Below are 24,401 nucleotides of genomic sequence, written 5' to 3' on the forward strand. Positions count from 1 at the left end.
CCCCGGTCGAGACCGAGCAGGAAGTGGCCGAATCGGCCCTGGCCGAGGTCGAGGATGAATGGGACCCGTTCGAGGATTGACCGATGCCCCGCCCTGCGGATGAGATTCTGGCTGACATCAAGTGCCTCGCGGTGGAATATTATCTGGCGACCGGCAAGCCTCTTGGTGTCACAGGTGAGATCGCCGAAGCCGAGGCCGGGCGTTTGCTCGGGCTGGAGTTGCTTGAGGCGCGCAGCCCCGGCTACGATGCCGTGCGCCGGGTCGGGGATGGGGTCGAGACGATCCAGATCAAGGGACGCTGGAAACGCCAAGGCCGGGATTGGGGGCGGGTGCCGTCGATCAATACCGACCAGCCTTTCGATGCCGTGATGCTGGTGCTGATGCAGGGCGATTACGAGGTGTTCGAGATCTGGCAGGCCTCGCGTGATGCAGTGGTCGGGCGTCTGGATCTGCCTGGCAGCCGCGCCCGGATCGAACGCAGGGCCATGGGGGTCACGCAGTTCAAGGCCATCGCGACACGGATCTGGCCGACAGGTGACTGAGGCTCGCCTTGCGGCGGGGCGTCCCGGCTCTTACATTCGGAACAAGCGAAGAACGCGCGAACAGCACGGAGCGGATGCATGCTGAAGGGTTTGGGGGGCCTCGGGGGTCTCGGCGACATGGGCAAGATGATGAAGGCCGCCCAGGAGATGCAGGACAAGATGACCGCCCTGCAGGCGAAGCTGGAAGATCTGGTGGTCGAAGGCGAATCGGGCGCCGGTCTGGTCAAGGCCACGGCCAACGCCAAGGGCGTGCTCAAGGGCCTGTCGATTGACCCGTCGATCTTCTCCGCCGAGGACAAGGAAGTGGTCGAGGATCTGATCCTCGCCGCGATCAAGGACGTGCAGTCGCGCGCCGCCGAACGGACCAAATACGAGATGGGCAACCTCGCCGAATCGATGGGTCTGCCGCGCGACATGAACCTGCCGGGGATGTGACTTGGCCCGCGCGCCGGGCGAGATCGAGGCCCTGATCGCGCTGATGGCGCGGCTGCCCGGCCTTGGCCCGCGCAGCGCGCGCCGGGCGGTGCTGCACCTTCTGAAGAAACGCACGCTGGTCATGGAGCCTTTGGCGCTGGCCATGGCCCGGGTGGCGGAAACCGCGCGTGACTGCCGGGTCTGCGGCAATATCTCGGATGATGAGCTCTGCCCGATCTGCGCCGATCCCGCGCGGGGCAAGGGCGTGATCTGCGTGGTCGAGGATGTCTCGGACCTCTGGGCGCTGGAGCGCGCGGGCGGGTTTTCGGGGCGCTATCACGTGCTGGGTGGCACGCTCAGCGCGCTCGATTCCGTGGGGCCCGAGGCCCTGCGCATCCCGGATCTGGTCGACCGGATTGCCGGGGAAAGCGTGAGCGAGGTGATCCTGGCGCTGAACGCGACGGTCGAGGGGCAGACCACCGCCCATTACATCGCCGAGGCGCTGGCGCCGTCGGGCGTGAGCGTCAGCACGTTGGGGCGTGGGGTGCCGATGGGGGGCGAGCTGGATTACCTCGACGACGGCACGATTGCCGCCGCGCTGGCCGCGCGACGGCAGATTTAGGTTACTCGGGCCGGGTCACACCGGCGACATGCAGCACTCCGGCCAGCGCCCCGCCCAGCAGCGGCGCCACGAAGAACAGCCACAGCTGCGACATGGCCTGACCGCCGACCAGCAGCGCCGGGCCGAAGGACCGCGCCGGGTTGACCGACACCCCGGTGACGGCAATGCCGACCAGGTGGATGCCAGCCAGCGTCAGGCCGATGGCGAGCCCGGCGAAACCGACCGGCGCCGCGCCATGGGTGGCCCCCAGGATCACGGTGACGAAGAGGAAGGTCGCGACCAGTTCGAAGACGAAGGCCGCGGTCAGCCCGTAGCCGTCGCCATAGCCCGCGCCCCAGCCGTTCTGGCCCAGGCCGTTGACGGCAATGTCGAATTCCGGGCGCCCGGTGGCGATCAGATAGACGACGGCGGCCGCGAGCGTGGCGCCGACGATCTGCGAAATCACGTAGAGGATGAAGTCGGCTGCGCTCATGCGCCCGGCGATCAGCACGCCCAGCGACACCGCCGGGTTGAGATGCGCGCCCGAAATCGCCCCCAGCCCGTAGGCGGCGGCGACGATCGACAGCCCGAAGGCGAGGGCGATCCCCAAGAGGCCGATATGCGCCCCCATCAGCACGGCCGAGCCGACACCGAAGAAGACGAGGATGAAAGTGCCGAGGATCTCGGCGACGGATTTCTTGACCATGTACTCTTTCCTGGATGGCATCACGGGAACGTGAGACGCCGTGATCTGCGCATCTGGCGCACGTTAACCAAGAATGTCAAAGGGAAAGAGTAAGGATTGTCGGCGCCTCGGCCGCGCTTACGCCGGTTCGCCCGCGGTTTCGAGCGTGCGGTTCAGGCGGCGGGTCGCGCGCAGGGTCCAGGCGAGCGGGATCTGCGGATCGGCGCTGTCGGTGACGATCCATTGCATCCAGCGGGACGGTTTGGCCATGCTCGGGTTCCTTGCCTTGGGCGCACTGACGGCGCCTTGATCCGCCAAGATTGATCCCGAATTGGGGCCAAATCGCGGCAAGGAAGGGGATTTGTTTCGACTTAAAGGCGAATGGCCGAGATGAGGCGGCCGTAATCGGCCTCGGCCGCGTGGACCGAACGGCGGTAGGAATAGAAGAGTTCGGGCTGCGAATAGGTGCAATGCCGGGTCCATTCCGCCTCGGCGATCCCCGCCGCCCTGAGCCGGTCCAGTCCGAAACCGGGCAGGTCGAAAAGATAACGGTCGCCCGCGCCATTGGCGAAAAAGCGGGCGTAATCGGGGTCCTCGGCCTCGAAGGCGTCCAGGAATTCCGGCCCGACTTCATAGGCACGCTGGCTGATGCAGGGGCCGATCACCGCGCTGATATCGGCCCGGTCGCCGCCCAGCGCCTCCATCGCGTCGAGCGTGGCTTCCAGCACGCCCGCCAGCGCCCCTTTCCAGCCTGCATGGACCGCGCCGATGACCCCGGCCTCGGGATCGTGCAGCAGGACCGGCATGCAATCGGCGGTCAGGATCGACAGCGCCAGCCCCGGGACCTGCGTGACCAGCGCATCGGCCTTGCCCTGCGGCCCGGCGGCGGTGACGGTCACCACCTCGGGCGAATGGATCTGGTGAACGCCGACCAGCGCCTCGGGCGGGACCTGCATGGCGCTGGCGACGCGGGCGCGGTTGATCGCCACCACATCGCTCTGATCCGAGGATCCGGCGCCGCAATTCAGCCCCTGAAAGATACCCGACGAGGCGCCGCCGCGGCGGGTGAAGAACCCGTGCCGGGCAGGCGACAGCAGGTCGGAGGTCAGGATTTCCATCGTCATTGTTGGGTCTCGACCAGGGCAGGGGCGGGGGTGAACCCGGGGGGCATCGGCGCACCGGCGGGAACCAGTGCGAGGGCCTTGAACAACGTTCCCATTTCAGCGCCTTCGGTCAAGCGCCGAAGCGCGGCCAAATGGCGGTGTCGGGCCTCGCGGGTCATTCCCTGCGCCAGCCGGGCGGCGCGCGCCTCGATCCCGAGCGTCCTGAGGAGCGCGCCCTGCGGTGCAAGGCGGCTGGCGCGGAGCGGGCGTGCGGCCCGGGCCAGCGCCTCGAAATCGACATGCGCCGTCAGATCGGCGCGGCCGGGACGGGCGAAGGGATCGGCATAGGCGTGGTCTTCCATCGCCTGGAACGTGTCGCCCCGCGAATGCCAGTCGCCGTAATCGACGATCACCGCGGCGCCGCCCTGCGCCGCGATGCGCCGCGCCACCGCCCCGATGGCGGGTCCGGCGGCCGGGCAGATCTCGACCACGTCGCCGTCCTTGGTATCGGCCAGCCGCGGCGCCAGCTCTGCCAGCGGCGCGGGCGGGCTGAGGCCCGGGGTCAGGCGCTCGCCCTCCAGCCCCACCACGACCTCGCGCCAGCCACTCCCCGACCGCTGGAACTGGCGGATCGGCAGGGCGTCGAAGAATTCATTGGCAACGAACCACAGGGGCGCCTCGGGCAGCGCGTCGAGGTGGTCGAGCCACTCGACCGGCGCCCCGGCCAGCCTTTCGGCCTGCGCCTGACGCAGCACCGGCGAGGCCTCGATCAGCCGGATCTGCACCCGCTCATGGAACCCCGGCACGCCCTTGGTCGCGCGCCAGATATCGGCCATCAGCGTGCCGCGGCCCGGCCCGGCCTCGGCCAGCACGGCCTTCGGTGCGCCCTGATCCAGCCAGCTCTGCGCCAGACACAGGCCGATGAGTTCGCCGAACATCTGGCTGATCTCGGGCGCGGTGGTGAAATCGCCCGCCGCCCCCAGGGGATCGCGCGTCGCGTAATAGCCGTGCTGCGGGTTCAGCAGGCATTCGGCCATGTACTCGGCCAGCGTGATCGGCCCCGTCGCGGCGATCCGTCGCGCCAGAATGCCGGCCAGTTCGGTCATGCGCGCCGCCGCGACCACAGGATCAGGAAAAGGCCGATGGCGACCATCGGCAGGCTCAGCGTCTGGCCCATGGTCAGGCCGAAATCGCCCAGCCGGATGACATAGCCCGCCGGATCCTCGGCCAGGAACTGGTCGTCCGGCATGCGCCAGATCTCCACCAGAATGCGCGACAGGCCATAGATCGTCAGGAACACGCCGGTCACCAGCCACGGCCGCTTCAGCGCGCCGAAGCGGGTGATGATCAGCCACATGACCAGCCCCAGCAGCAGGCCCTCAAGCCCCGCCTCATACAACTGCGTCGGGTGGCGGGCGCAGAGCACCATCCAGTCGGGCGGGCAGACGCTGCCGGTGCCGGGGAACTTCACGCCCCAGGGCAGGGTGGTCGGATGGCCCCAGAGCTCGGCATTAATGAAATTCGAAATCCGGCCCAGACCCAGGCCCACCGGGATCACCATGGCCATGGAATCGCCGATGGCCGAGGGCGGAATGCCGTGGCGCCGCGCGAAGAGGAAGCCTGCCAGCGTGGCCCCCGCAAGGCCGCCGTGGAAGGACATCCCGCCCTCCCAGACCTGCAGGATCTGCGCCGGGTGGCTCAGGTAATATTCCGGCTGATAGACCAGCACGAAGCCCAGCCGCCCGCCCAGGATGACGCCGAGGATGATCCAGGTCAGCAGCGATTCGACCTGCGGCGCACTCATCGGCGCCCGGTCATGGGGCCACAGCGCCGGTCGGCGCATCGCCGCGACGATCAGCCGCCAGCCGATCAGGAAGCCGGCGATATAGGCCAGCGCGTACCAGCGCAGCGAGAATTGAAAGCTGCCCAGGTCCAGCGTGAAGATCTCGGGACGCAGGAAGGCGGGGAATTCGATGACGAAGGGCATGATTTCTCGCGCTGGTTTCCCCTCGGGTTTCCCGTGGCGGCCGGGGGATGTCAACCTTGCGCGGCGGCAGCCCCGGGGCCATATAGGGCCGAGGTAAGCACAGGAGCGCAGCATGCAGCCCGGCAACAAGATCTTCGACGACCTGTCGAAACTGATGACCAACGCCATGGGCGTGGCGCAGGGCGCCCGTGCCGAGGCCGAGACGGCGATGAAAAGCCTTATGGATCGCTGGTTTGCCGACCGCGACTTCGTCTCGCGCGAGGAATTCGACGCGGTCCGCGCCATGGCCCAGAAGGCCCGCGAGGAAAACGAAGCGCTGAAAGCCCGGATCGAGGCGCTGGAAGCCAAGACCAGCCTCTGAGCCCGCTTCACAGCTTTGTCATGTCAGCCTAACCTGCCGCCCTGAATCGGGGGGACGGGCATGATTTCATGGCTGGGCGCGCAGATGCGCCGGATCGGGTGGACCTGCGTCTGGTCCTGGCGCGGCTGGATCGCCGCCTGGGCCACCGAGCCCGCCTTGCGGCAATGGTCGCTGGCCAATCTCCTGTCGGCCGCGGCGGCCTTCTGGCTGCCGCTCGCGCCCGGCGAACGCGCCCTGATCCTGGCGCTGGGAATCCTGTTGCTGGCGGCGGAACTGATGAACACGGCGATCGAGTCCGTGGTGAACCTCGTCTCGCCCGATACGCATCCGCTGGCGGCCAAGGCCAAGGATTGCGGCAGCGCCTGCGTCGCCCTGGCGGCGCTGGCTGCGGGGATCGCCTGGGCGGTGGTGCTTTGGGGTCTCTGGACCGGCTGAGGTCAGCCGCCGATCAGCCCCCTGAGCGTGTTCGCCACCGCGCTGCACAGGCCGTCGATCAGCGCCACATAGGCCGAGAGCGGACCCGCCAGCGCCGGCACTGCGTTGCCGATCAGCGGCGCCAGCATGTAGAGAACGATTAGCGCCAGCGCCACCAGCATGACCAGCGACAGGCCACGGCGGAAACCGCGCTGGTCCTCGTCGTCATCGGCATCGCCGTCATCCTCGTCGCGCCGCTCGTTCCCTGGTTCGAGGGTCGAGCTCAATTCCTCGATATCCGGCAGAAGCTTGCGGCGGCGGACGGGTTCCTCGGGCGCGACCTCCTCGGCCGTGGCCTCGGCGGCGGGCGGCGGTGCGGGGTCGTCCTCGCCATAGACGCGCGACGGGGCGGCTTTCGAGCGGGTCGGCCGGGTCAGGCCCAGATCGCCCTGCGTCTCGATCCCGGTCTGCGCCTTCTTGCGCTCGGACATCTCGCGCTCGGCTTCCTCGCGCAGCACATCGAGCACCGTCTTGTCGATCCGCGCGCTGCCGCGGTCGGCCGGACGGCCCGCCGGACCCTCGGTCCCGGGACGCTCGCCCCCCGGACGTTCGCCGCCGGGCAGGTCGTCGTCGAAATCGTCGTCCTCGTCTTCATCCTCCAATTCGGCGGCGCGCATCTGCAACGCCACCTCCATCGGATACTGATACCAGGTATGCCCGCAGGCCGAGCATTGGACATCGCGGCCGCCTTTGGGAATGACCTTGTCATCCACCTCGTACTGCGCGCTGCAGTTCGGACAGGTCAGTCGCATCGGCTCTCCTTGAGACGAAATTCGCCACCGGCCCGCCTCGGCCATTGGCTATGGTCCTTGGACGTTGTAGCAATCCCCAAGTCAACTTCCAAGGGCAGAGCCCGGGTTTCGGCCAGATTGAAAGGGGTTATGGGGTGATCCGACTGGCAAACGTAGCGCATGATTACGGCGGACGCGCGCTTCTCACCGGGATCGACCTGCATATCGCTCCGGGCGCCTTCCATTTCCTGACCGGTCCCTCGGGCGCCGGGAAATCGACGCTGCTGAAGCTGTGCTACGGTGAATTGCGCCCGGTTCAGGGCGAGATCGAGCTGTTCGGCCAATCCCTGAGGGGCATGAGCCGCGACGGGCTGGCCGACATGCGGCGGCGGGTCGGGGTGATCCATCAGGATTGCCAGTTCCTCGACCATCTGACCCTGGCCGAGAATGTCGCGCTGCCCTTCGTCGCCACCGGCCGCCCGGTGCCGCAGACCGATCTGCGTGAACTCCTGGCCTGGGTGGGCCTTGCCGGACAGGCCGAGAGCCTGCCGCCGACCCTGTCGGGCGGCGAGCGGCAGCGCGCGGCGCTGGCCCGGGCCGTCATCATGTCGCCCGAGGTGGTGCTGGCCGACGAACCCACCGGCAACGTCGATCCCGAGATGTCGCAGCGCCTGCTGTCCTTGCTGGTCGAGCTGAACCGGATGGGCACCGCGGTGATGATCGCCACCCACGATCTGGCGCTCATTCGCAACGCCAAGGCGCAGGTCTCGGCCCGGGTGCTGCGCATCCAGGACCGCACGCTGCAATCGGCGGGGGCGGACCTGTGAGCGTGCTGCGCAAGAACCCGCTGCGGGCGCTGGGCGGCGCGCGCCAGGCGCCGGGCTTCGGTGATGCGGGGCGGGTGGTGCCTGCCTCGGGGATCACCTCGCTTCTGACCGGCATCACCTCGGCGGTGATGGCCTTCCTCGCGGTCTTTGCCCTGGCCCTGTCGCTCAGTTCCGGGCAGCTGGCGCAGCGCTGGTCCGCCACGCTGTCGCAAAGCGCCACGCTCAGGATTTCCGCCCCGCCCAGCGAAATCGGCGCTCAGACCGCGGCCGTGCTGGAGATCCTGCGCACCACGCCGGGCATCACCTCGACCCGGGTGCTGGATCAGGACGAACAGCGCGCGCTGCTGGAACCCTGGTTCGGTCCCGACCTGCCGATCGAGAGCCTCGCCCTGCCGCGCCTGATCGAGATCATCGAATCCGCCGGGGGGTTCGACGCCGTGGGCCTGCGCCTGAGGCTCGCGTCCGAGGCGCCGGGTGCGGTGCTGGACGACCACACCCGCTGGCGGCGCCCGCTGGTGCAGGCGGCGGCCTCGCTCCGGGCGCTGGCCTGGTTCTCGGTGGCGCTGATCGGGGTGATGATGGCGGCGATGATCACGCTGGCGGCCGGCTCTTCGCTGGCGGCCAATGCGCAGGTGATCCGGGTGCTGCGGCTGGTGGGCGCGCGGGATGCCTTCATCGCCCGGGCCTTCACCAACCGCTTCGCGCTGCGCGCGCTGATCGGCGCGGCGCTGGGCACCGGGCTGGGCATGCTGGCCTTCGCCATCCTGCCGGTGGCGGGCGAATCCGGGTTCCTCACCGGGCTCGGTTTCCATGGCGCGGGCTGGCTGACGCCCTTGGCGATCCCGGTGCTGGCGGCGCTGATCGCCTGGGCCGCGACCCGCGCCGCCGCCATGCGGGTGCTGCGGAGGGAAAGCTGATGCGCTACGCCGTGCAATGGCTCAGGTCGCTGATCTTCACGACCCAAGCCTATCTGATGATGGTGCCGATGGCGCTGGCCTTCCTGCCCTGGGCGCTGGTCGACCGGCGCGGCGCCTGGGCCGCGGTCCATGTCTGGACCGGCTGGGTGCGCTGGACCGCGTCCTGGATGATCGGCCTGAAGTCCGAGGTCCGGGGCCCGGTGCCGCAGGGCGAGGTGATGATCGCCGCCAAGCACCAGAGCTTTTTCGACATCATCCTGCTGTGCAATGTGCTGCCGCGTCCCAAATTCATCATGAAGAAGCAGCTGCTCTGGACCCCGATCGTGGGCTGGTACGCGCTGAGGATCGGCTGCGTGCCGGTGGATCGCGGCCGTCGCGGCGCGGCGATCAAGGCGATGGTCGAGCAGGTGAACGCGGGCACCCGCGAACCCGGTCAGCTGATCATCTTCCCGCAGGGCACCCGCGTCGCCCCGGGGGTCGAGGCTGAATACAAGGTCGGCGTCGCCGTCCTCTATCAGGAACTCGGCGCGCCGGTGATCCCGGTGGCCTGCAATGTCGGCGTCTTCTGGCCGCGGCAGGCGATCTACCGCAAGCCCGGCCTCGCCGTCGTGGAATTCCTGCCCGAGATCCCGGCGGGCAAGCCGATGCGCGACTTCCTGGCCGAGGTGCGCGGGGTGGTCGAAGACCGCTCGAACGCGCTGATGGCCGAGGCGGGCTTCGCGCTGCCCGCGCCCGGTCCTGCCGATGGCCACTGACCGCGAGACCGCCGCCTTCATCGCCGAGGTGATGGAGGAGGCAGGCGCCGTCTCGACCCGGGCGATGTTCGGGGAATACGCGCTCTATCTCGACGGCAAGGTGATCGCGCTGATCTGCGACGACACGCTGTTTCTGAAACCCACGCAAGGCGCATTGGCATTGGTGGCCGAGCCCGAGTTCGGCCCGCCCTATCCCGGCGCGAAGCCGCATCTGATCGGCAGCGCGCTGCTCGATGAGCCCGGGGCGCTGGTCGCCGTCGCCCGGGCGATCTGGGACGATCTGCCCGCGCCCAAGCCGAAGAAGCCGCGCGGCGCCCGGAAAACGGGTTGACCTTCCCCCTGCGGGAAGGCCCAGAACCCCGCCCGAAAGGGAGGTCCGCATGAACAAGGTGACAGGTTTCGCGCTTCTGGCGGTGGCGGCGGCGCTGGGCGTGGCCGGATGGGTCGCGCTACGCCCCGACCCGCGTCCCGCTTCGCCGCCCCACGCCGCGGGCGGCGCCATGGTCGCCGTGACCTTGCCCGCATCGCTGTCCGCCGAGGCCGAGACCGGGGCGCGGATCTTCGGCCAGGTCTGCGCCGCCTGCCACGGCCAGAACGCCGCGGGCGTCGAGGGCAGCGGCCCGCCGCTGGTGCACCGGATCTATGAACCCTCGCACCACGGGGACGAGGCCTTCCAGCTCGCCGTGGCGCGCGGCGTCTCGGCCCATCACTGGCGCTTCGGGAACATGCCGCCGGTCGCGGGGCTGACCCGGGGCGACGTGGCGATGGTCGTGGCCTATGTCCGCGCCTTGCAGGAAGCGAACGGCATCCGCTAGAACCGGGGCAACGCGGGCAGTCACGGGAGTAGGCGCATGACTTGGATCACCAGTATCGACGAGCTGGAAGCGATGTTCGGCGCCCCGCCCGAGGCGGCGATCGTCAAGGTCACCCGCCGCCTGACGCCGGCCTATCAGCGCTGGATCGAGACCTCGCGCTTCTGCCTGCTGTCCTCGGTCGGGCCCGAGGGCACGGATGGCACGCCCCGGGGCGATGACGGGCCGGTGGTGCAGGTCATGGACCCCGGCACGCTGCTGATGCCCGACTGGCGCGGCAACAACCGGATTGACACGCTCAGGAACATCGTCCGCGACGGGCGGGTGTCGCTGGCCTTCTTCGTGCCGGGCTCGAATACGGTGATCCGGGTCAACGGCACGGCCCGGCTGTCGACCGACCCCGCGCTCTGCGGAAGGTTCGAACAGGCCGGGCGCAATCCCCGGCTGGTGATCGTCGTCACGATTGCCGAGGTCTACGGCCAATGCGCCCGGGCGCTGATCCGCGCCGGGCTGTGGTCGCGCGACGACAGCGACCAGCTGCCGACCATCGGCACGATCCTGAGCGAGATCACCGAGGGCGCCTTCAACGGCGCCGATTACGACAGGGAATGGCCCGCCCGCGCCGCTGCCAGCATGTGGTGACGCCGTACCCGGCCGAGGCGCCAGAGCCCCAGGCCGGTGATCGCCAGCGCCGCGCCGCTGACCAGGGTGCGGATCAGGTTGAAGCTCTGCCAGCGCGGCGAGTAATCGGCCCAGATGGCGGCGGCCTGCGGCAGTTCGACCGGGACCTCCAGCGCGGCCAGCGCCGCGTTCATCGGCACGTTGACGGAGGCGGTGAGGATCAGCCCGCCGACCAGATAGACCACTCCCGCCACCCCGAAAAGCCAGGCCGCGCGCCGGTCGAGTGCCCAGGCGGCGCCGGCGGTCAGCAGCAGCACGAAGGGCGTACCGAAGAAGACCGGCGCGAAGGCGGCATTCCTGACCGAGGCGTTCATCGCCTGCATGGCCGGGATGGCAAGCCGCGGGTCGAGCGTGTCGAGCCCCCACATGGTCGAGACCACCCAGGCATAGAAGAAGCCGAAGATCGCCCCGGTCATGAGGAGCGAGACGAAGGCAAGCGGCAGGGCGGAGCGGGCAGGAAGGGACATTGGCGGTCTCGCGGCAGGGTCAGGTCTGGATAGTACGGCGGAGCGCTTGGCTTCCGTCGCGCGAAAGGGAGGGGTTTCGCCCTTGGCCGCGACGCCTCCGGCGCCGAGCCCTCGGGCGACCAGGCGGGGGGCATTCTGCCCCCCGCGCCCCCCTGAGGATATTTGCAGAACGAAGATGACAGGGGTGCGTCTGTGGGGGGTGCGTCTTTGGGGGCGTCGGTGGGTGCGGGCGGTCGGAGAAAGATCAGGGCGCGCGTTTGCGCCGGATGCGGTCGACGGGCGTGCCGTCGGCGAGGGGCACGGCGGGCAGGCGCTCGTAATCCTCGAACCCCATCTTGGCGTAATAGGCCAGCCCCGGCCGGTTGTCGGCGCGGATCGTGGCGTTCAGCATCGCGAGCCCCAGCGCCCGGGCGCGCGCCCGCGTTGCCTCGAAAAGGAGCGTGCCGGCGCCGCGCACCGGCGGCTCGCGGCGGGTGAAGCTGGCGATATCGCCCCAGCCGTCGGGCAGGGCGGGATTCGCGTTGAGCACCTGGAAGCCGACCGGCTCCTCGCCCTCCAGCACCACATGGCAGCAGAGCACCCCCGGCCCGTCGAGGTGATAGGCGCGCAGCCGTTCCGGCGTGAAGGGCGTCTCGTAGGCGGTGGTGCCGCCAGCGGCGATGATCTCGTTCAGGATCGCCGTGAGCGGGCCTTCGTCGCCGGGCCGAAAGGGGCGGACCGAGAGGGTCACGCCAGCTTCAGCGCGGCGATGCCGGCGACGATCAGCAGGACACCCGCGACTTTCAGCGCATTCACCGCCTCGCCGAACCAGATCACGCCCAGGATCGCCACGCCCAGCGCGCCGATGCCGGTCCAGACCGCATAGCCGGTGCCCGCGGGCAGGTCGCGCAGCGCCTGGGCCAGCAGGAAGAACGAGGCGATGGCGCCGATGGCGGTGATCGCCGTGGGCCAGGGGCGGGTGAAGCCGTCCGAGGCCTTGAGCGCCAGTGCCCAGACGATTTCCAGCAGCCCCGCGATGACCAGAAGGCCCCAGGGGCCGAGGAGCGCGCTCACGCCGCCAGCCCCTTCTTGCCCATGTCGAGGAATTTCTTGCGCCGTCCGGCGACCAGCTTGTCGGCCGATTTGCCATCGAGCTTGGCCAGCGCCGATTCCAGCGCCTTGCCCACCGCCTCGATCGCCGCCTTGCGGTCGCGCTGGGCGCCGCCGCGGGGTTCGGCGATGATCTGGTCGATGACGCCCAGCCTGAGCAGGTCCTGGGCGGTCAGGCGCATGGCCTCGGCCGCCTCGCGCATCTTCTCGGCATCCTTCCACAGGATCGAGGCGCAGCCCTCGGGCGTGATCACCGAATAGACGGAATGTTCGAGCATCAGCACCTTGTCGGCCGTGGCCAGCGCCACCGCCCCGCCCGAGCCGCCTTCGCCCACGATCACCGAGATCACCGGCACGCCGACCTGCAGGCATTTCTCGGTCGAGCGGGCGATGGCCTCGGCCTGGCCGCGCTCTTCGGCGCCCTTGCCGGGATAGGCGCCGGGCGTGTCGACGATGGTGATGACCGGCAGGCGGAAGCGATGCGCGAGGTCCATCAGGCGGATCGCCTTGCGGTAGCCCTCGGGCCGGGCCATGCCGAAATTGCGTTCTATGCGCGATTTGGTGTCCGAGCCCTTTTCCTGACCGATCACCACCACCGGCCGGTCGCCCAGCCGTGCGAGGCCGCCCATGATGGCGTGGTCATCGGCGAAGTTCCGGTCGCCGGCCAGCGGCGTGAACTCGGTGAACAGCGCGTCGATGTAATCCTTGCAATGCGGCCGGTCCTGGTGCCGCGCGACCTGGCATTTGCGCCAGGGCGTCAGGTTCTTGTAGAGGTCAGTCAGCAGCTGGTCGGCCTTCTTGTCCAGCGCCTCGGCTTCTTTCTCGACATCCATCTCGGGATTGCTGCGCGCCATGGCCCGCAGCTCGGCAGCCTTGCCTTCGATCTCGGCGAGCGGTTTCTCGAATTCCAGGTAATTCATCGGGCAACCCCCTTGGGACGCGCTCTATATGCAACTCCTCCCCGGGCGTTGCAACCGGGCAACGGGACGGGTCGCGCTTGCAGCGGGCGGCGCAAAGACTATTTTAAGGCTTCGCCTTTACCTCGGAGTCACGATGATCCGCTACAGCCTGAAATGCGATCAGGGTCACACGTTCGAGAGCTGGTTCGCCTCGGCGGCGGCTTATGACGCTTTGGCCAAGGCGGGGCATGTCGGCTGCGTGCAATGCGGCTCGACCCGGGTGGAGAAGGCGTTGATGGCGCCCTCGGTCGCGCAGGCCGATGCCGAGGTGCGGCCGCTGGCCACGCCCACCAGCGATCTGGAGCAAAAGCTCGCCGCGCTGCGCAAGCAGGTCGAGGAATCGTCCGATTACGTCGGCCGCGATTTCGCGCGCGAGGCGCGGGCGATGCATGCGGGTGAAAGCCCCGAGCGGCCGATCTGGGGCGAGGCCCGGATCGACGAGGCGAAGGCGCTGATCGAGGACGGCGTGCCGGTGGCGCCGCTGCCCTTCATGGGCAAGGCCCGCGCCAACTGACCGGCCCGGCGCGGCGCTGATCGGCGGGCTGTCGCGCAGCCAAGGGTCTTCTCGGACTACCCGGCGGGATTCCGCCCGGCGCCTTTCTGCCGGGAACCGGAAGCGGGGAGTGATTGTTTACCCTTAGTCAACAAACCAGCGCGATGATGACCCATTGCCGCCACATTCCCGGGGCCTGATCGGGCAGACCCTTCCAGAGACAGGTGCCGCCATGACCCGCATGATGACCCGCACGACCTCGACCCGGCAGGCCTTTCCGCGCCGTTCGGTTCCCCGCCGCTCCGGCGCCATCGACTGGGTGATCCCGGCGGTGGCGCTGCTGGGCCTCGGCCTTGCGGCGGTGGCAGCGATGGGCGCGGGCGGCGGGCAGGCGGCGCCGGACAGCGCGGGCCTGGTGCAGGCGGCGATCGTGCCGGTCAGCGGTCCGGCCGAACCCGGCTCGCCGCATGTCGCGCAGCGGCTCGACACCGCCAGTGGCGCCATCGACCGCTGCGATGCCGTCACCGGCCGCTGCCGGGCGCTGCCGGTGGAAGACACCGCCTACCGCATGAGCGACGGCAGCGAATGGGTGGCGCGCACCGCCTATGACGACCGCGGCCAGGTCGAATACACGCTGTGGTACGATGCGCGGGGCCAGCTGGTCGGTGCGCCGCTGGGCCTCTGATCCGGGCTGAAGCCGCGTCAGCCTGCCACCCTTGCACCAGACGCAACCCGCAAGTAAGAGAGGCGCGCCGCACGAGGGGTGAGGCGCGCGTTCTCTGGGGGTGTCGATGCCGATCCTGGTGATGAAATTCGGCGGTACGTCGGTGGCCGATCTTGAGCGGATCGCCAATGTCGCCGAAAAGGTCCGGCGCGAGGTCGAGCGGGGCTATCATGTCATCGTCATCGTCTCGGCCATGGCCGGAAAGACCAATGAACTGGTCAAATGGGTCAACGAGACCTCGGCCTTCTACGATGCGCGCGAGTATGACGCCGTCGTCTCCTCGGGCGAGAATGTCACCGCCGGGCTGATGGCGCTGCGCCTGCAGGAAGTCGGCGTTCCCGCCCGCTCGTGGCAGGGCTGGCAGGTGCCGATCAACACCACCTCGCAGCATGGTTCGGCGCGTTTCGTGTCGATCCCGCGCGCCAATATCGACGCGAAATTCGCCGAGGGCATGAAAGTGGCCGTGGTCGCGGGCTTCCAGGGCGTCAGCCCCGAGGGCCGGATCACCACGCTGGGCCGCGGCGGCTCGGACACCACCGCCGTGGCTTTCGCCGCCGCCTTCGATGCCGAACGCTGCGACATCTACACCGATGTCGATGGCATCTATACCACCGACCCGCGCATCACCTCGAAGGCGCGCAAGCTGGAAAAGATCAGCTACGAGGAGATGCTGGAACTGGCGTCGCTCGGCGCCAAGGTCCTGCAAACCCGCTCGGTCGAGCTGGCCATGCGCTACAAGGTACGCCTGCGCGTGCTGTCTTCGTTTGATGAAACCGATGAAACGTCCGGCACCCTGGTCTGTGACGAGGAGGAAATCATGGAATCGAAAGTCGTCTCCGGCGTCGCCCATTCGCGCGACGAGGCCAAGATCACCCTCTTCACCATCGAGGACCGCCCCGGCATCGCCGCCGCGATCTTCGGCCCCTTGGCCGAGGCGGGCGTGAACGTGGACATGATCGTCCAGAACATCAGCGAGAAGGATTATGACGAGGCCCATGCCGGCGCCGTCACCGACATGACCTTCTCCTGCCCGGTCGATCAGGTCGCCCGCGCCAAGAAGGCGATGGAAGAGGCCAAGGCCGCCGGCAAGATCAACTACGACGAGCTGATCATCGACACCGATGTGTCGAAGGTCTCGGTCGTGGGGATCGGCATGCGCAGCCATGCGGGCGTCGCCGCGAAAATGTTCAAGGCGCTCTCGGGCGAGAACATCAACATCAAGGTCATCTCGACCTCCGAAATCAAGATTTCGGTGCTGATCGACCGCAAATACATGGAACTCGCCGTCCAGACCCTGCACGACGCTTTCGCGCTGGATTCGGCGGTTTGATCGACTGCGGGCGCGCCGCCGGGGCGCCCGCCTGCAATTTTGGCACGAAAAATACTCAATGCGGTGGCAGGCTTCGCTGCCGCAAAGGCATTTCCTATCCGCTGTGAGTTGATCTAAGGTTGGCTCGCCACCCCGACATTGAACAGGACAGCCCCTCCGATGCAGGACCGTAGCGAAAGCGAAAGCCGCCGCCTGCTGCGCCGATTGCGCGACACCCTGGCCGAACCGGTCCGGGGGCAGGAGAGGCTGGACAGCATCGTCGGGCTGATCTCGGATTCGATGGGCACCGATGTGTGCTCGATCTACCTGTTCCGCGACCGCGAGACGCTGGAACTTTGCGCCACGCGCGGCCTCAACCCGGAATCGGTCCACCGCACGCGGATGCGGCTGGGCGAGGGGCTTGTCGGCCGCGTGGCCCGTACCGCCACGGCCGTGAACACCGCCGACGCGCCGAACGAGCGCGGTTTCCGCTACATGCCCGAGACGGGGGAAGAGATCTTCTCCAGCTTCCTCGGCGTGCCGATCCAGCGGCTGGGCGAGAAGCTGGGCGTGCTGGTCGTGCAGTCGAAAGAGGCGCGCGCCTATTCCGACGACGAGATCTATGCGCTGGACGTGACCGCCATGGTCCTGGCCGAGATGACCGAACTCGGTGCCTTCACCAGCGAAGACACGGTGATCGCCCGGCCTCACAAGCATCCGGTGATGATCCGCGCGGGCTCGGGGCAGGAGGGGACGGCCGAGGGGCAGGTCTGGCTGCACGAACCGCGGGTGGTGGTGACCAATCTGGTGAACGACGACCCGGTGGCCGAGGTCGAGCGCCTGCGCCAGGGGGTGGAGCGGCTGCGGGTCTCGGTCAACGACCTGATGGAAACCGCGGCGACCAGCGACAAGGAGCACCGCGAGGTGCTGGAAGCTTATCGCATGTTCGCCAATTCGCGCGGCTGGCTGCGCAGGATGGAGCAATCCATCGAAAGTGGCCTCTCCGCCGAGGCGGCGGTGGAAAAAGAACAATCCGAGGCCCGCGCCCGCCTGCAGCAGGTGCCCGATCCCTATCTGCGCGAGCGGCTGCATGACCTCGACGACCTGTCGAACCGGCTGCTGCGCATCCTGACCGGGCAGGGCCGCGATACCGGCGCCACCCTGCCGGACCGCCCGATCCTGGTGGCGCGCAACATCGGCCCGGGCGAATTGCTGGAATACGGCCGCATGCTCAAGGGCGTGGTGCTGGAAGAGGGCTCGGTCGGTTCGCATGCCGCGGTCGTGGCCCGGGCGCTGGCCATCCCGCTGGTGGTCCATGCCGAAAGCGTCACGACCGAGGCGCTGAACGGCGATGCGATCATCGTCGATGGCGACGAGGGCGTGGTGCATCTGCGCCCTGACGACAGCGTTGCCGCCGCCTATCGCGACAAGATCATCATGCAGACCGCCGCGGCCGAGCGCTACGCCGCCCTGCGCGACCTGCCCGCGGTGGCGCGCTGCGGCAGCCATGTGCGGTTGATGATGAATGCGGGGATCATGGCCGACCTGCCGTCGCTGAACGGCTCGGGGGCCGAGGGGGTGGGGCTTTTCCGCACCGAACTGCAGTTCCTGCTCAGGAATTCCATGCCGCGCCGCTCGGACCTTGCCGCGCTCTATGCCCGGGTTCTGAAGGCCGCCGAGGGGCGCCGCGTCGCCTTCCGCACGCTGGACATCGGCTCGGACAAGGTGATGCCCTACATGAACCGGCCCGAGGAGCCGAACCCCGCGATGGGCTGGCGGGCGGTCCGGGTGGGTCTGGACAAGAAAGGCGTCATGCGGATGCAGCTGCAGGCGCTGATCCGCGCGTCGAACGGGCGCCCGCTGACGGTGATGTTCCCGCTGGTGGCGGAAATGTCGGAATTCGCCGAGGCGCGCGACCTCCTGATGCGCGAGATCGAGCGCGAGCGGCATCTGGGCCATCCGCTGCCCGCCACGGTCGAGGTCGGCGCCATGCTGGAAACGCCCAGCCTCGCCTTCGCGCCGGATGCCTTCTTCAAGCTGGCCGATTTCGTCTCGATCGGCGGCAACGACCTCAAGCAGTTCTTCTACGCCGCCGACCGCGAGAACGAGCTGGTGCGGCGGCGCTATGACACGCTGTCGCTGAGCTTCATCACCTTCATCCAGAAGATCGTGAAGCGCTGCGAGGACAACGATTGCGCGCTGAGTTTCTGCGGCGAGGATGCCGGTCGCCCTGTCGAGGCGCTGGCCTTCCTCGGCGCCGGCATCCGCTCGCTGTCGATGCGGCCCGCGGCCATCGGCCCGGTCAAGGACCTGATCCGCCGCGCCGACCTCACGGAAGTGGCGGCACTGATCAATGAGGCCAAGGAGCGCGGCGAGGAACGCCTGCGGCCGCTGCTGCTGAATTACATCCGCGGCCTGCCCTCCGTCTGAGGTTCAGCCGTGGTGGCGGACCATGCCCTCCAGCCCCTCGCGGTCGGTGCGGGCGGCATTGGCGGGATGGGCCGGGTCCTCGTGGCCGAAGGCGATGCCGACCATCAGTTGATCGCCCTTCTCCAGCCCCAGCTCCTCGCGCAGGACATCGGGATAGAGCGACAGCGCGCCCTGTGCCACGCTGCCCAGCCCATGCGCGGTCAGGGCCAGCAGGAAGGTCTGCACGAAGCCGCCCAGATCCGCCGCCTCGCGCGTGCCGAAGCCCGCGGGCAGGAAGACGAAGGCGGCATGCGGCGCGCCGAAGGCGTCGAGGTTGCGCAGGAAGGCCGCCGTCCGCCCCGGCATGTCATCGCGGGCAATCCCCATTGCGCCATAAAGCGCCCGGGCCGAACCCACCTGCCGGTCGCGGAAGATGCCGCGATAGGCGGTGTCCATCGGCACATCGGGATGCGCCTTGCCGCTTTGGGCATGGGCGATCATCGCCTGCCCCAGCGCCCGGAGCCTCGCGCCTGAGACCAGCTCGATCCGCCAAGGCTGCACGTTGCAATTGGAGGGCGCCCAGAGCGCGGTCTGAAGCGCCGCCTCGATCACCCCGGGATCGACCGGGTCGGGCAGATAGCCGCGGACCGAGCGGCGGGTGCGGACCAGGCGGTCGAAATCGTCGGGCGTCATGGCGGGCCTCCCTTGGCGCTTCGGCCCCTTCATCGCCCGGCCGCGCCCGGGTTTCAACCCGCATCGCGCCCCCCTTGCGGGCGTGCCGCCGCCGTGGAAGAGAGGCGGCCTAGACCCCAGACGGAGCCCTGCGTGCCATGACCGATACTGCCTCGAAAACCATCACCCGCCTCGAATCCGGCCGCCGCATGAGCGAAGCCGTGGTGCGCGGCGACATGATCTATCTCGCCGGTCAGGTCGGCGAAGGCGCCACCGTGACCGAGCAATGCCAGAGCGCGCTGGCCCAGGTCGACCGCCTGCTGGCGCTGGCCGGGTCCAGCAAGGCCAATATCCTGACCACCCAGATCTGGCTGGCCGATATCGCTGATTTCGCCGAGATGAACGCCGTCTGGGACGCTTGGGTCGATCAGGCCAACCCGCCCGCGCGTGCCACCGGCGAGGCGAAGCTGGCGACCCCGGCCTACAAGGTCGAGTTCATCGTCACCGCCTGCCGCTGAGGTCCCAGGCGACCAGCACCATCAGCGACCGCCAGAGCGGGCCGGGGTCGGTGAAATCCGCCACCTCGCGCCCGCCGGTATCGGCGTAGAACAGCCGCGCGGCGTAGTTCTGACGCACCACGCCCAGGGCCCCGGTGGCGCAGCCCTGCGCCGCCAGCGCGTCCAGCGCCGTCTCCAGCAGGCGATGGCCCAGCCCCTGCCGCCGGGCGTTGTTGGCGACATAGAGATGCTTGATCTCGCCCACCGGCCCGGGCTGTGCGGCAAAGGCCGCATCCTCGCCCGCCGGACCGATGGCCACCAGACCGGCGGGTCCCGTCTCGGCCTCGACCAGCCAGGCCTTGCGCGCGGGATCGGCCAGCACCGCTTCCCAGGCCCGCTGCCGATGCGCGACATCGAGCCGCGCCGCGGCTTCCTCCGGGGCGAGGCCCGCGTAGGTCGTCTGCCAGACCGCGTGATGCAGCGCCGCCAGAGCGGGCGCATCTTCGGGGCGGGCCTGACGCAAGGTGCTCGTTACTCTGTTCATGCGCTATCCTTGCCGCGCCTTCCTGCTGCATGCAAGATGGGCGACGGAAGCGCGCGCCTGAGCCGTTCAACACTTGGGGAGCGTTCATTCACAGGGGTTTATCCATGTCTGCCGCCGTCGAGAGATATTCGCGCGCTCAGGTCGTTCTGCATTGGACCACGCTGGCGCTGCTCTTGGTCAGTTTCATCAGCCACGAGGGGATGAAGGACGCCTGGCGCGCCCTGCGTCAGGGGGGCGAGGCCGCCAGTGCCGCGCCCGGCCTCGGCTCGCAGGTCCATGTCTGGGTCGGGGCGACGGTTCTGGCGCTGACGCTGGTCCGGCTGGTGCTGCGGGTGACGCAGGGCGCGCCGCGGCCGGTCGAGGGGCAATCGCCGCTGCTGACCGTCGCGTCCTCCATCCTGCACGGGCTCCTCTATCTGGTCCTGCTGGCGATCCCGGCGACCGGCCTTGCAGCGTGGTTCGGCGGCATCACCGACCTGGGCGAGGTGCATGAAGTGCTCTTCAACATCGCGCTCCTGCTGGTCGCTGGCCATATCGGCGCGGCCCTCTTCCACCAGTTCGTGTTGAAAGACCGCCTGCTGGCGCGGATGCGCTGATGGCGGGCGTGCGGCTCGGCTTTCTGGGCACCGGCACCATCGCGCAGGCGGTGGTGCGGGGCCTCGCGGGGCAGGGCGCAAGCATCCTGGTGTCCCGCCGGTCCGAGGCGGTCTCGGCCGCGCTGGCCGCCGAGCTGGCCGAGGTCACGGTGGCCGACACTCAGGCGGTGGTGGACGGCAGCGAGGTGGTCTTCGTCGCGCTGGTGCCCGGGGTGGTGGCCGAGGTCCTGCCATCGCTCCGCTTCCGTCCGGATCAGCAGGTGATCTCCTTCGTCGCCGGGCTGTCGCTATCCGATCTGGCGCCCCTCGTCGCCCCGGCCCGCGCTGCCGCCCTGATGCTGCCCTTCCCGGGCATCGCCCGGGGCGGCTCGCCGGTGCTGGCGCAGGGCGATGTGGCGCTGGTCGAGACGCTGTTCGGCGCCCGCAACCGGATCTTCCCGGTGGAGACCGAGGCGCAGATGGACGCGCTGCTCTGCGCTCAGGCGGTCCTGTCGCCTGCCCTCAGGCTGGTCGAAGACGCCGGGCAATGGCTCGATGGCAAGGGCGTCGTGGGCGGCGAGGAATTCCTGCGGCTGCTGGTCGGCTCCACCCTCACCGGGCAGGATTGCGGGACGACGCTGGCCGCGCTGGACACGCCCGGCGGCTATAACCAGCGGCTGCGGCACCATATGGACGCGGCTGGCTTGGCCGAGGCGTTGAAACAGGGCTTGGACCGGCTGGCCCGCTAGACCTCAGATCGCCTCGCCCTGCATCAGCCGCGGCTGGGCCGCGTTCAGACCCGCGGCCTCGCGGATGAAATAGCGGCGCAGGCCCGGCAGCGCGTTGACCGCGCCCAGCCCCAGACCCCGCACCGCCGCCAGCAGCGGATTGCCATTCGAGAACAGGCGGTTCACCGCATCCATCCCCAGCGCCATCCGCGTCACGTCGAAGCGCCGCCAATCCTGATAGCGCTCCAGCACGTCGGGTGCGGCGATATCCTCGCCCCGGCGGTTCGCCTCGATCAGCACCTCGGCCAGGGCCGCCACATCGCGCAGGCCCAGGTTCAGCCCCTGACCGGCGATCGGATGCACGCCATGCGCGGCATCGCCCACCAGCGCCAGCCGTTCGGCCACGAACCGCTCGGCGATGGTCAGCCGCAGGGGATAGGCGAAGCGCTTGCCCTCCAGCCCAATCTCGCCCAGGAAATTGCCGAAGCGGGGGCGCAGCACCTCCAGATAGCCCGCGTCATCGAGGGATTGGATCGCCTCGGCCGTTGCCGTCCGCTCGCTCCAGACGATGGAGGAACGGTTGCCGGGTAAGGGCAGGATCGCCAAGGGCCCGGGCGGCATGAAGAATTGATGCGCGATCCCCTCATGCGGCTTTTCATGGGCGATGGCGCAGACCAGCGCCGTTTGCCCGTACTCATGGCCCCAGCGCCTGATCCCGGCGCGTTTGGCCACCGCCGAATCGCGCCCGTCGCAGCCGACCAGCACCCGACCGCGAAGCACCCGCCCGTCGGCCAGCGTGACGGCGGCGCCCGCAGGCCCCGTCTCCTGCCCCACGACCTGCGCGCCCGAATGCAGGGTGATCCCCGGCTCGGCCTGCATCGCATCGAGGAAGGCGGCATAGAGGAACCGGTCCTCGACCATCTGGCCCATCGCGCCTTCTTCGATCTCGGCCGCGTCGAATCCCAGAAACAGCGGCGAGGCACCTTGGCCTGCCTGCCCCTGCGAGGCGCGGATGCCGAGGATCGGCTGCGCCTTGTCCCTGAGCCCGCGCCACAGCCCCAGCGCCTGAAGAATGCGGACCGAGGCCAGCGCCAGCGCATAGGCGCGACCGTCGAAATGATCCTCGGCCCGGGATTGGGCGGGGCGGGCGTCGATCACGGCGACGCTGAGCCCTCCCTTGGCCAGAGCCAGAGCCAGAGCGGGGCCATTGAGCCCGCCGCCCGCGATCAGGATATCGGCGTCGTGTTCCATGGCCGCACCCTAGCCGGATACGCGGGATTGTCCATGCGACGCGCGCGCGCTAGCGTCGGCGCGCAAAGGCAGGGGGTTGGCATGAGCGAAGAATGGCGGGCCATGAGCGCGGCCGCACTGGGACGCGGGATCGAGGCGGGCAAGATCTGCCCGGTCGATTTGACCGAAGCCTATCTCGATGCCATCGACACGCATCCCTGGCGCGACCGGATCTATGCCCGCACCATGCGGCTGCACGCGCTGGAAATCGCGGCGGCGGCCCGGGGGCGGGCCAAGCTGGGGCAGCGCCGGGGGCCGCTGGACGGGGTGCCGGTCAGCTGGAAGGACCTGTTCGACACGGCGGGCGTGGCGACCGAATCGGGCAGCCTGCTGCTCAAGGGCCGCACGCCCGAGCATGACGGGTTGGTGGTCGAGCGCCTGACCCAGGCCGGGCTGCCGCCGCTGGGCAAGACGCATATGACGGAACTGGCCTTTTCCGGGCTGGGGCTGAACCCGGTGACGGCGACGCCGCCCAACATCCACGATCCCGAGAAGGCGCCCGGCGGCTCTTCCTCAGGCGCCGCGGCCTCGGTCGCCTGGGGGCTGGCGCCCTTGGCCATCGGCTCGGACACCGGGGGCTCGGTGCGCCTGCCCTCGGCCTGGAACGACCTTGTCGGGCTGAAGACCACAGCCGGGCGCATCCCGCTCACCGGCGCCGTGCCGCTGGCCGAGAAATTCGATACGGTCGGGCCGCTGGCCCGGACGGTCGAGGATGCGGCGCTGGCCTTCGCGCTGCTCGACGCCTCGCCCGCGCCGGACCTGCGCGGCGCCACGCTCTCGGGCGCGCGGCTTCTGGTGCTGGAGACGGTCGCCTTCGACGACATCCACGCCGCCCCGGCCCAGGGGTTCGAGCGCGCGCTCAAGGCTTTCGGCGCCGCGGGCGCCCGGATCGACCATGCGCAGATCCCGGCGGTGGCCGAGGCGATGGCCATGGCCGGCATCCTCTTCGCCGCCGAATGCTACGGCATCTGGGGCGAGGCGATCGAGGCCAACCCGGACGTGATGTTCGCCCCGGTCCGCGACCGCTTCCGCGCGGGCGGCACCTTCAAGGCGCATGACTACGTCGCGGCCTGGCGGCGGCTGGAGGCGCTGCGGCGCGACTGGACGGCGGCGGTCGCGGGCTATGACGCGGTGCTGATCCCGACCGTGCCGACCCTGCCGCAACGGATCGACGACCTGATGGCCGATCCCACCTTCTTTGCCGCCGAGAACCTGATGGCGCTGCGGAACACCCGGATCGGCAACCTGATGGGGCTCTGCGGGCTCACCCTGCCGACGGGCGTGCCCTCGACCGGCGTCCTGCTGATGGCGGGCCCTGGGCAGGAGGCGCGGCTGCTCAGGCTGGGGGCTGCGGCGGAGGCGGCTCTGGCGGCGTAAGCGCGCGCGTCTCGCCGGGGGCGAGGCCCGCCAGCGTATGGGGGCCGATGGACCAGCGGATCAGCCGCAGGACCTTGTGGCCGATGTGCCGGCCCATGCGCCGCACCTGCCGGTTGCGGCCCTCGGTGATGGTGAGTTCCAGCCACTGGCCGGGCGGCTCCTCGGCCGGAACGCGCCAGTCGGGCGGCGGGATCAGCCGCACATCGGCGGGGCGGGTCGGCCCGTCCGTCAGCGTGACGCCCCGGCGCAGGGCCCCCAGCGCCTCGGGGCCGGGCTCGCCCTCCACCAGCGCGACATAGGTCTTCGGCAGATGGAAGGCGGGATCGGTCAGCCGGGCCTGCAAGGCCCCGTCATTGGTCAGGAGGAGCAGCCCCTCGC

Annotated in this window: 33 protein-coding genes; 19 read left to right on the forward strand and 14 right to left on the reverse strand. The window is 69.3% G+C overall.

The window, feature by feature from the left end; genetic code table 11:
• Positions 1–83 precede the first annotated feature (83 nt).
• The 3 genes from VDQ18_RS13465 (at position 84) to recR (ending at position 1,578) form a co-directional block, all read left to right on the forward strand.
• Entirely contained in the window at positions 84–542 is a 459-nt protein-coding gene (locus VDQ18_RS13465; protein WP_323021448.1) for a hypothetical protein, read from the forward strand.
• Positions 543–620: 78 nt separating this feature from the next.
• Positions 621–977 carry a YbaB/EbfC family nucleoid-associated protein gene (locus VDQ18_RS13470; protein ID WP_323021449.1) on the forward strand — a complete coding sequence of 119 codons (357 nt, stop codon included), beginning with the start codon at positions 621–623 and terminating at the stop codon, positions 975–977.
• A 1-nt stretch (position 978) separates the two neighbouring features.
• Positions 979–1,578 carry a recombination mediator RecR gene (recR, locus tag VDQ18_RS13475; protein WP_323021450.1) on the forward strand — a complete coding sequence of 200 codons (600 nt, stop codon included), beginning with the start codon at positions 979–981 and terminating at the stop codon, positions 1,576–1,578.
• A gap of 1 nt (position 1,579) precedes the next feature.
• Here recR and VDQ18_RS13480 read toward each other — a convergent pair whose 3' ends face one another.
• From VDQ18_RS13480 to lgt, 5 genes are all read right to left on the reverse strand, one after another.
• Positions 1,580–2,263 (reverse strand): aquaporin, encoded by a 684-nt coding sequence (locus VDQ18_RS13480; protein ID WP_323021451.1) that lies wholly within the window; start codon positions 2,261–2,263, stop codon positions 1,580–1,582.
• A 117-nt stretch (positions 2,264–2,380) separates the two neighbouring features.
• Positions 2,381–2,512 (reverse strand): hypothetical protein, encoded by a 132-nt coding sequence (locus VDQ18_RS13485; protein WP_323021452.1) that lies wholly within the window; start codon positions 2,510–2,512, stop codon positions 2,381–2,383.
• A 101-nt stretch (positions 2,513–2,613) separates the two neighbouring features.
• Positions 2,614–3,366 carry a peptidoglycan editing factor PgeF gene (pgeF, locus tag VDQ18_RS13490; protein ID WP_323021453.1) on the reverse strand — a complete coding sequence of 251 codons (753 nt, stop codon included), beginning with the start codon at positions 3,364–3,366 and terminating at the stop codon, positions 2,614–2,616.
• Positions 3,363–4,451, reverse strand: coding sequence for a class I SAM-dependent methyltransferase (locus VDQ18_RS13495; RefSeq protein ID WP_323021454.1), 1,089 nt, complete (start codon positions 4,449–4,451; stop codon positions 3,363–3,365). Before VDQ18_RS13495 ends, pgeF begins: the two co-directional genes overlap by 4 nt.
• A complete protein-coding gene (gene lgt / locus VDQ18_RS13500; protein WP_323021455.1) occupies positions 4,448–5,332 on the reverse strand; it encodes a prolipoprotein diacylglyceryl transferase in 885 nt (294 codons plus the stop codon). Before lgt ends, VDQ18_RS13495 begins: the two co-directional genes overlap by 4 nt.
• 112 nt (positions 5,333–5,444) lie before the next feature.
• On the opposite strand from lgt, the gene VDQ18_RS13505 reads away from it, so the two are divergent.
• The gene (locus tag VDQ18_RS13505) at positions 5,445–5,693 is read left to right on the forward strand and encodes an accessory factor UbiK family protein (protein ID WP_323021456.1); all 249 of its coding nucleotides are present in this window, start codon (positions 5,445–5,447) and stop codon (positions 5,691–5,693) included.
• Between the two features lie 60 nt (positions 5,694–5,753).
• Complete coding sequence (locus tag VDQ18_RS13510; RefSeq protein WP_323021457.1) at positions 5,754–6,128, forward strand: diacylglycerol kinase; 375 nt, start codon at positions 5,754–5,756, stop codon at positions 6,126–6,128.
• A 2-nt stretch (positions 6,129–6,130) separates the two neighbouring features.
• Here the strand turns inward: VDQ18_RS13510 and VDQ18_RS13515 are convergent, their stop codons facing one another.
• Complete coding sequence (locus tag VDQ18_RS13515) at positions 6,131–6,919, reverse strand: zinc-ribbon domain-containing protein (protein ID WP_323021458.1); 789 nt, start codon at positions 6,917–6,919, stop codon at positions 6,131–6,133.
• Positions 6,920–7,053: 134 nt separating this feature from the next.
• Between VDQ18_RS13515 and VDQ18_RS13520 the strand changes: the two genes are divergently transcribed.
• From VDQ18_RS13520 to VDQ18_RS13545, 6 genes are read left to right on the forward strand one after another with little or no spacing between them, the layout of a single operon-like run.
• Positions 7,054–7,725 carry a cell division ATP-binding protein FtsE gene (locus VDQ18_RS13520; protein WP_107754994.1) on the forward strand — a complete coding sequence of 224 codons (672 nt, stop codon included), beginning with the start codon at positions 7,054–7,056 and terminating at the stop codon, positions 7,723–7,725.
• A 5-nt stretch (positions 7,726–7,730) separates the two neighbouring features.
• On the forward strand, positions 7,731–8,642 hold the full coding sequence (locus VDQ18_RS13525; protein WP_416235107.1) for a cell division protein FtsX: 912 nt from the start codon (positions 7,731–7,733) through the stop codon (positions 8,640–8,642).
• Positions 8,642–9,397, forward strand: coding sequence for a lysophospholipid acyltransferase family protein (locus VDQ18_RS13530; protein WP_323021459.1), 756 nt, complete (start codon positions 8,642–8,644; stop codon positions 9,395–9,397). Before VDQ18_RS13525 ends, VDQ18_RS13530 begins: the two co-directional genes overlap by 1 nt.
• The gene (locus VDQ18_RS13535) at positions 9,387–9,728 is read left to right on the forward strand and encodes a TfoX/Sxy family protein (protein ID WP_323021460.1); all 342 of its coding nucleotides are present in this window, start codon (positions 9,387–9,389) and stop codon (positions 9,726–9,728) included. Before VDQ18_RS13530 ends, VDQ18_RS13535 begins: the two co-directional genes overlap by 11 nt.
• A 49-nt stretch (positions 9,729–9,777) precedes the next feature.
• Entirely contained in the window at positions 9,778–10,212 is a 435-nt protein-coding gene (locus VDQ18_RS13540) for a c-type cytochrome (protein ID WP_323021461.1), read from the forward strand.
• A gap of 36 nt (positions 10,213–10,248) precedes the next feature.
• The gene (locus tag VDQ18_RS13545; protein ID WP_323021462.1) at positions 10,249–10,851 is read left to right on the forward strand and encodes a pyridoxamine 5'-phosphate oxidase family protein; all 603 of its coding nucleotides are present in this window, start codon (positions 10,249–10,251) and stop codon (positions 10,849–10,851) included.
• On the opposite strand, the gene VDQ18_RS13550 is transcribed toward VDQ18_RS13545, so the two are convergent.
• From VDQ18_RS13550 to VDQ18_RS13565, 4 genes are all read right to left on the reverse strand, one after another.
• On the reverse strand, positions 10,806–11,357 hold the full coding sequence (locus VDQ18_RS13550) for a DUF1772 domain-containing protein (protein ID WP_323021463.1): 552 nt from the start codon (positions 11,355–11,357) through the stop codon (positions 10,806–10,808). The genes VDQ18_RS13545 and VDQ18_RS13550 overlap by 46 nt on opposite strands.
• A 244-nt stretch (positions 11,358–11,601) precedes the next feature.
• Entirely contained in the window at positions 11,602–12,087 is a 486-nt protein-coding gene (locus tag VDQ18_RS13555) for a GNAT family N-acetyltransferase (protein WP_323021464.1), read from the reverse strand.
• Positions 12,084–12,410 carry a multidrug efflux SMR transporter gene (locus VDQ18_RS13560; protein ID WP_323021465.1) on the reverse strand — a complete coding sequence of 109 codons (327 nt, stop codon included), beginning with the start codon at positions 12,408–12,410 and terminating at the stop codon, positions 12,084–12,086. The genes VDQ18_RS13555 and VDQ18_RS13560 overlap by 4 nt, the downstream gene beginning before the upstream one ends.
• A complete protein-coding gene (locus VDQ18_RS13565) occupies positions 12,407–13,366 on the reverse strand; it encodes an acetyl-CoA carboxylase carboxyltransferase subunit alpha (RefSeq protein WP_323021466.1) in 960 nt (319 codons plus the stop codon). Before VDQ18_RS13565 ends, VDQ18_RS13560 begins: the two co-directional genes overlap by 4 nt.
• 133 nt (positions 13,367–13,499) lie before the next feature.
• On the opposite strand from VDQ18_RS13565, the gene VDQ18_RS13570 reads away from it, so the two are divergent.
• The 4 genes from VDQ18_RS13570 (at position 13,500) to ptsP (ending at position 18,361) form a co-directional block, all read left to right on the forward strand.
• Positions 13,500–13,919, forward strand: a complete 420-nt coding sequence (locus tag VDQ18_RS13570; RefSeq protein WP_323021467.1) for a DUF1178 family protein — start codon at positions 13,500–13,502, stop codon at positions 13,917–13,919.
• A gap of 211 nt (positions 13,920–14,130) precedes the next feature.
• Positions 14,131–14,583 carry a hypothetical protein gene (locus VDQ18_RS13575; protein ID WP_323021468.1) on the forward strand — a complete coding sequence of 151 codons (453 nt, stop codon included), beginning with the start codon at positions 14,131–14,133 and terminating at the stop codon, positions 14,581–14,583.
• A 106-nt stretch (positions 14,584–14,689) separates the two neighbouring features.
• A complete protein-coding gene (locus VDQ18_RS13580; RefSeq protein WP_107754983.1) occupies positions 14,690–15,952 on the forward strand; it encodes an aspartate kinase in 1,263 nt (420 codons plus the stop codon).
• A 159-nt stretch (positions 15,953–16,111) separates the two neighbouring features.
• On the forward strand, positions 16,112–18,361 hold the full coding sequence (gene ptsP, locus VDQ18_RS13585) for a phosphoenolpyruvate--protein phosphotransferase (RefSeq protein ID WP_323021469.1): 2,250 nt from the start codon (positions 16,112–16,114) through the stop codon (positions 18,359–18,361).
• A 3-nt stretch (positions 18,362–18,364) separates the two neighbouring features.
• Here the strand turns inward: ptsP and VDQ18_RS13590 are convergent, their stop codons facing one another.
• Positions 18,365–19,033 carry a nitroreductase gene (locus tag VDQ18_RS13590; protein ID WP_323021470.1) on the reverse strand — a complete coding sequence of 223 codons (669 nt, stop codon included), beginning with the start codon at positions 19,031–19,033 and terminating at the stop codon, positions 18,365–18,367.
• Between the two features lie 137 nt (positions 19,034–19,170).
• Between VDQ18_RS13590 and VDQ18_RS13595 the strand changes: the two genes are divergently transcribed.
• On the forward strand, positions 19,171–19,530 hold the full coding sequence (locus VDQ18_RS13595; RefSeq protein WP_323021471.1) for a RidA family protein: 360 nt from the start codon (positions 19,171–19,173) through the stop codon (positions 19,528–19,530).
• Here the strand turns inward: VDQ18_RS13595 and VDQ18_RS13600 are convergent.
• Positions 19,514–20,053 carry a GNAT family N-acetyltransferase gene (locus VDQ18_RS13600; protein ID WP_323021472.1) on the reverse strand — a complete coding sequence of 180 codons (540 nt, stop codon included), beginning with the start codon at positions 20,051–20,053 and terminating at the stop codon, positions 19,514–19,516. The genes VDQ18_RS13595 and VDQ18_RS13600 overlap by 17 nt on opposite strands.
• 104 nt (positions 20,054–20,157) lie before the next feature.
• Between VDQ18_RS13600 and VDQ18_RS13605 the strand changes: the two genes are divergently transcribed.
• The gene (locus tag VDQ18_RS13605; protein WP_323021473.1) at positions 20,158–20,649 is read left to right on the forward strand and encodes a cytochrome b; all 492 of its coding nucleotides are present in this window, start codon (positions 20,158–20,160) and stop codon (positions 20,647–20,649) included.
• Positions 20,649–21,377 (forward strand): NAD(P)-binding domain-containing protein, encoded by a 729-nt coding sequence (locus tag VDQ18_RS13610; RefSeq protein WP_323021474.1) that lies wholly within the window; start codon positions 20,649–20,651, stop codon positions 21,375–21,377. The genes VDQ18_RS13605 and VDQ18_RS13610 overlap by 1 nt, the downstream gene beginning before the upstream one ends.
• 3 nt (positions 21,378–21,380) lie before the next feature.
• Here the strand turns inward: VDQ18_RS13610 and VDQ18_RS13615 are convergent, their stop codons facing one another.
• A complete protein-coding gene (locus tag VDQ18_RS13615) occupies positions 21,381–22,607 on the reverse strand; it encodes an FAD-dependent monooxygenase (RefSeq protein ID WP_323021475.1) in 1,227 nt (408 codons plus the stop codon).
• An 81-nt stretch (positions 22,608–22,688) separates the two neighbouring features.
• Between VDQ18_RS13615 and VDQ18_RS13620 the strand changes: the two genes are divergently transcribed.
• Positions 22,689–24,023, forward strand: a complete 1,335-nt coding sequence (locus tag VDQ18_RS13620; RefSeq protein WP_323021476.1) for an amidase — start codon at positions 22,689–22,691, stop codon at positions 24,021–24,023.
• Here VDQ18_RS13620 and VDQ18_RS13625 read toward each other — a convergent pair.
• On the reverse strand, positions 23,983–24,401 hold a 419-nt coding region (locus tag VDQ18_RS13625; protein WP_323021477.1), incomplete at its 5' end, for a pseudouridine synthase. The genes VDQ18_RS13620 and VDQ18_RS13625 overlap by 41 nt on opposite strands.

The sequence above is a fragment of the Pararhodobacter sp. genome (assembly GCF_034676075.1).
Taxonomy (GTDB): Bacteria; Pseudomonadota; Alphaproteobacteria; order Rhodobacterales; family Rhodobacteraceae; genus Pararhodobacter.

Coding starts and splice junctions, on each gene's coding strand:
- VDQ18_RS13605 (WP_323021473.1), top strand. CDS start 20,158: ATGTCTGCCGCCGTCGAGAGATATTCGCGCGCTCAGGTCGTTCTGCAT.
- VDQ18_RS13575 (WP_323021468.1), top strand. CDS start 14,131: ATGACCCGCATGATGACCCGCACGACCTCGACCCGGCAGGCCTTTCCG.
- VDQ18_RS13615 (WP_323021475.1), bottom strand. CDS start 22,607: ATGGAACACGACGCCGATATCCTGATCGCGGGCGGCGGGCTCAATGGC.
- VDQ18_RS13590 (WP_323021470.1), bottom strand. CDS start 19,033: ATGACGCCCGACGATTTCGACCGCCTGGTCCGCACCCGCCGCTCGGTC.
- VDQ18_RS13550 (WP_323021463.1), bottom strand. CDS start 11,357: ATGTCCCTTCCTGCCCGCTCCGCCCTGCCGCTTGCCTTCGTCTCGCTC.
- VDQ18_RS13465 (WP_323021448.1), top strand. CDS start 84: ATGCCCCGCCCTGCGGATGAGATTCTGGCTGACATCAAGTGCCTCGCG.
- VDQ18_RS13620 (WP_323021476.1), top strand. CDS start 22,689: ATGAGCGAAGAATGGCGGGCCATGAGCGCGGCCGCACTGGGACGCGGG.
- VDQ18_RS13600 (WP_323021472.1), bottom strand. CDS start 20,053: ATGAACAGAGTAACGAGCACCTTGCGTCAGGCCCGCCCCGAAGATGCG.
- VDQ18_RS13580 (WP_107754983.1), top strand. CDS start 14,690: ATGCCGATCCTGGTGATGAAATTCGGCGGTACGTCGGTGGCCGATCTT.
- VDQ18_RS13540 (WP_323021461.1), top strand. CDS start 9,778: ATGAACAAGGTGACAGGTTTCGCGCTTCTGGCGGTGGCGGCGGCGCTG.
- ptsP (WP_323021469.1), top strand. CDS start 16,112: ATGCAGGACCGTAGCGAAAGCGAAAGCCGCCGCCTGCTGCGCCGATTG.
- VDQ18_RS13565 (WP_323021466.1), bottom strand. CDS start 13,366: ATGAATTACCTGGAATTCGAGAAACCGCTCGCCGAGATCGAAGGCAAG.
- VDQ18_RS13480 (WP_323021451.1), bottom strand. CDS start 2,263: ATGGTCAAGAAATCCGTCGCCGAGATCCTCGGCACTTTCATCCTCGTC.
- VDQ18_RS13515 (WP_323021458.1), bottom strand. CDS start 6,919: ATGCGACTGACCTGTCCGAACTGCAGCGCGCAGTACGAGGTGGATGAC.
- VDQ18_RS13535 (WP_323021460.1), top strand. CDS start 9,387: ATGGCCACTGACCGCGAGACCGCCGCCTTCATCGCCGAGGTGATGGAG.
- VDQ18_RS13610 (WP_323021474.1), top strand. CDS start 20,649: ATGGCGGGCGTGCGGCTCGGCTTTCTGGGCACCGGCACCATCGCGCAG.
- VDQ18_RS13545 (WP_323021462.1), top strand. CDS start 10,249: ATGACTTGGATCACCAGTATCGACGAGCTGGAAGCGATGTTCGGCGCC.
- VDQ18_RS13595 (WP_323021471.1), top strand. CDS start 19,171: ATGACCGATACTGCCTCGAAAACCATCACCCGCCTCGAATCCGGCCGC.
- VDQ18_RS13530 (WP_323021459.1), top strand. CDS start 8,642: ATGCGCTACGCCGTGCAATGGCTCAGGTCGCTGATCTTCACGACCCAA.
- VDQ18_RS13495 (WP_323021454.1), bottom strand. CDS start 4,451: ATGACCGAACTGGCCGGCATTCTGGCGCGACGGATCGCCGCGACGGGG.
- lgt (WP_323021455.1), bottom strand. CDS start 5,332: ATGCCCTTCGTCATCGAATTCCCCGCCTTCCTGCGTCCCGAGATCTTC.
- VDQ18_RS13510 (WP_323021457.1), top strand. CDS start 5,754: ATGATTTCATGGCTGGGCGCGCAGATGCGCCGGATCGGGTGGACCTGC.
- VDQ18_RS13505 (WP_323021456.1), top strand. CDS start 5,445: ATGCAGCCCGGCAACAAGATCTTCGACGACCTGTCGAAACTGATGACC.
- pgeF (WP_323021453.1), bottom strand. CDS start 3,366: ATGACGATGGAAATCCTGACCTCCGACCTGCTGTCGCCTGCCCGGCAC.
- VDQ18_RS13470 (WP_323021449.1), top strand. CDS start 621: ATGCTGAAGGGTTTGGGGGGCCTCGGGGGTCTCGGCGACATGGGCAAG.
- VDQ18_RS13485 (WP_323021452.1), bottom strand. CDS start 2,512: ATGGCCAAACCGTCCCGCTGGATGCAATGGATCGTCACCGACAGCGCC.
- VDQ18_RS13570 (WP_323021467.1), top strand. CDS start 13,500: ATGATCCGCTACAGCCTGAAATGCGATCAGGGTCACACGTTCGAGAGC.